Raw genomic sequence first — 3,409 nt, 5'->3', positions numbered from 1 at the left:
TGGCGGCCGAAGGCGATTCGCAATGGACCTTCTTCGCCGGCAACTACCAGGAATACGAAGAGGACAAGAAGAAGCGCCTGGGCGAGGAAGGCGCGAAGCCGAAGCGCATCCGCTACAAGCCGATCGCGCGCTGATCGGCCGTCGGATCGAGCCGCGAGCGCCCGCCCGCGCGCGCGGCTCGGCCCTCGACGTTGTCATGGATCATTCCGCTATACTGCCCTGCATATCCATAGGTCTTGCGGAATTGAAATGGACTTGGCCAACACTCGCCAGCGTCGCCCGGTGACGCGGCGCGGACGCACACCCGCCCTGCGCATGCTTTCCGCATGCCTGCCCGCGGTGCTGTCGATGGTGCTTTGCAGCGTCCCGCAGACCAGCCAGGCCGAGCCGTCCACTGCCTCTCCCGCCTACACCCCATCCGTCAGCGTGCTCGGTTTCGGCACGCTCGGCTTTGCGCGCTCCGACGACGACAACGCCGAGTTCGTGCGCGACCTCTCGCAGGCCTATGGCGTGCGGACCGACTGGAGCCCCAAGATCGACTCGCTGCTTGGCGTGCAGGCCAACATGCGCCTCACGCCGCAGACGAACGCGGTGGTGCAGGCACTGAGCCGCTACCGTTACGACGGCAGCTACGGCCCCGAGATCTCATGGGCCTTCCTGCGCCACGAGTTCTCGTCGCAGTGGGCCGCGCGTGCTGGCCGGATGGGAACGGACTTCTACATGCATGCCGACTCCCGCCTCATCGGCTACGCCAATCTCACCGTGCGCCCGCCGCAGGACTTCTACGGACAGCTGATCTTCTCCTACTTCGACGGCGTCGATGTCACCGCCACCTTCCCGCTCGGGAACGGCCTGCTCGAAGCCAAGCTGTTCGCCGGCCAGGCGGCCGAGAAGACCTCGATGAAGGACTCGCTGACCTGGGACCTGCGTGGTTCGGACATCCGTGGCGGCTATCTCGACTACACGGTCGGCCCCTGGCAACTGCGCCTAGGCACGACGCAGGTCCGCTTCGAGCATGAGATTCCGATCGTCGAACTGGTGGGCGCGAATGCCTTCGCCATCGCGCCCGAACTGAAGGTGAAAGGACGCAAGACGCGTTATGACGCGATCGGCATCGCCTACGAGGACGGCCCGCTGGAAATCCAGGCCATGGCGAACCGTGTCGTCCATGACAGCGAGTTCTATCGTGACACCCGCTCGGCCTACGTCATCGGCGCCTACCGTATCGGATCGGTCACACCCTACCTCGGCTATTCCCAGATCCGCTCGTCCGCGCCCGACATCAGGTCGCCGATCCCGTCCGGCGCCCGTCCGCTGATCGACCTCATCACCAGCAATTTCTACGCGCACCAGAATACCGTTGCGCTGGGCGTGCGCTGGGACGTCGCACCGCGAATCGCGCTCAAGGGCCAGATCGACCGCATCGACGGCAAGCCCGAGTCGATCTTCCCCTATCGTGGCGAAACGCCAGACTGGGACGGCGACATGACCGTCTTCAGCGTCACCATGGATTTCGTGTTCTGATCGAAGAGGTTCGCACACCGTCGAATCCGCCCCAGCTCAAGCAAATAGCCCGATAGAAAAATTTTGCAGGTTGAATTGTTGCAACGCAGCAATCCCTGCATTATGATTCGAACCGTCTCCTCCACTTCCTCCTTTGGTGTGGATTTAGCCCGGGCCCGCAAGCGCTCGGGCTTTTCTTTTGTGCGGGCACTTTGGCCCGCCGCGTGAGGATCAGCCTTCCTCGAGCATGCGCTTCAGGTAGTCGGGCACGCCCGACAGGACCAGCGTGTCGGTCGCCGGATCGTAGTGCACCGCGCCCGAATGCAGGCTGCTGCGATCGAACTCCACCTTCCATTGCTCGCCGCTGGCACTGAAGCGCACCAGCGGCCTGATCGCGCGCCGGTTGGGCACGAACCCGCTCGCCAGACGCGCCTCCGGCGCATTGAGGGCCGATCCGAGCCGTGCCGGCTGCTCCGGATACACCTCCCGCGCCAACTCCTCGAAGCTCACCGGCTCGCCGTTCTCGCCCAGCGTGTCCAGATAGTCGTGGGCGCGCTCGAGCAAGCTGTCGCGCCGTGTGGGCTCGAGCTGCTGCTGGTCGGCAAAGTGACTCAGCGTAGCGACCAGCTTCTTCGTCTCCTGCAAGGCGACGACCACATCGCTGCAGCCGAGGAAACGCTTGAAGAAGGCTCCGCCCTTACCGCGTCCGCGCAGGAAACCGATGTAGCGCTCGTCCCCCCGTCGCCAACCATCGAGATCGATCCGACCCGCCGCCTGCAGCCCGGCGAAATCGACATGCAGGCAGTCGCTCACGTCGAGCCCGCCGCTGACCGAGATCCCGGCCTCCTCGGCGACCAGCGCGATCCACAGGCAGTCGGCACCGCCCTCGTCGATGCGCGCCACGACGACCAGGCCGCCCTGCTCCAGTTCCTCCTCGTCCGCGATCGCCTGCAGGTGCTGCGCGACCTGCTGCGAGAAGCCCGCAAAGTCGAGCCCCTGCTCGCTCACAAGAGCACGCAGCCAGCGTGCGAGCGGGAAGACCTCCTCGTCCTCCTCGAAGCGTCCGAAGCCCTTCGCGGAACGCGACTCGTACTGCCCGCAGAGCCGCTCGACCAGACGCACGGCCACCGCATCCAGCGTGCAGTTGACCGGTCGGCAGATGAGGGATGCCGGCCTTTCCGCCTCCTTGACGAGGCGATGGACAATGAGTTGCGTGACGGTGTGCTGGGAGACGGGCATCGGAGGGCTCCGGGCGGATGAACGGGGCCGGGATTCTCGCACGGGCGCGGGCAGGATGCCCGCCTGGCGCGCGGCCGGCGCCGGACTTGCACCGTTCATGCCCGTCGGCTTGCCGCATCAAGCCGATTCTGCTATTAAGTCGCCTCTACCCATTCACCAACCTACGGAAGTTGATTCATGGCTGACGATACCCTGCACAAGCAATTCCCGCCCTACGTTCCCGCCGCTGGCGAGGAATACATGAGCGAGAAGCAGATGGCCCACTTCCGCGAGATCCTCAGCACGCTCAAGAGCGAGCTGATGGATGACATCGAGCGTACCGTGCACACGATGCAGGACGAGGCCACGGTGTTTGCCGACCCGAACGACCGCGCCAGCCAGGAATCGGACATCGCTCTGGAACTGCGCAACCGCGATCGCGAGCGCAAGCTGATCAAGAAGATCGATGAAGCCCTGGGCCGCATCGAGGCCGGCGAGTACGGCTACTGCGACAGCTGTGGCGTGGAAATCGGTCTGAAGCGCCTGGAAGCGCGCCCGACCGCCACCATGTGCATCGACTGCAAGACGCTGGAAGAAATGCGCGAGCGCCAGGTCGCGAAGTAAGCGGACGGTGCAATACGCGGAAAGGACGCTGCGGCGTCCTTTTTTTTGCCTTTTTCCCGGGTCG

The 3,409-nt window shown here is 64.7% G+C and carries 3 protein-coding genes; 2 read left to right on the top strand and 1 reads right to left on the bottom strand.

Translation table 11 applies throughout. The features are described 5' to 3' along the window. Positions 1–249 precede the first annotated feature (249 nt). Complete coding sequence (locus RBT54_RS18340; RefSeq protein ID WP_320368418.1) at positions 250–1,524, top strand: hypothetical protein; 1,275 nt, start codon at positions 250–252, stop codon at positions 1,522–1,524. 210 nt (positions 1,525–1,734) lie between these two features. Here the strand turns inward: RBT54_RS18340 and RBT54_RS18335 are convergent, their stop codons facing one another. Then, the gene (locus RBT54_RS18335) at positions 1,735–2,742 is read right to left on the bottom strand and encodes a nucleoid-associated protein (protein ID WP_320368417.1); all 1,008 of its coding nucleotides are present in this window, start codon (positions 2,740–2,742) and stop codon (positions 1,735–1,737) included. A 177-nt stretch (positions 2,743–2,919) separates the two neighbouring features. On the opposite strand from RBT54_RS18335, the gene dksA reads away from it, so the two are divergent. Continuing rightward, positions 2,920–3,345 carry an RNA polymerase-binding protein DksA gene (dksA, locus tag RBT54_RS18330; RefSeq protein ID WP_094268036.1) on the top strand — a complete coding sequence of 142 codons (426 nt, stop codon included), beginning with the start codon at positions 2,920–2,922 and terminating at the stop codon, positions 3,343–3,345. The last annotated feature ends 64 nt before the right edge of the window (positions 3,346–3,409 follow it).

It is taken from the genome of Thauera sp. (assembly GCF_034003485.1).
Lineage (GTDB): Bacteria > Pseudomonadota > Gammaproteobacteria > Burkholderiales > Rhodocyclaceae > Thauera.
Note: the sequence above shows the minus strand (reverse complement) of the source record. Positions and strands in the feature narration are given on the sequence as shown.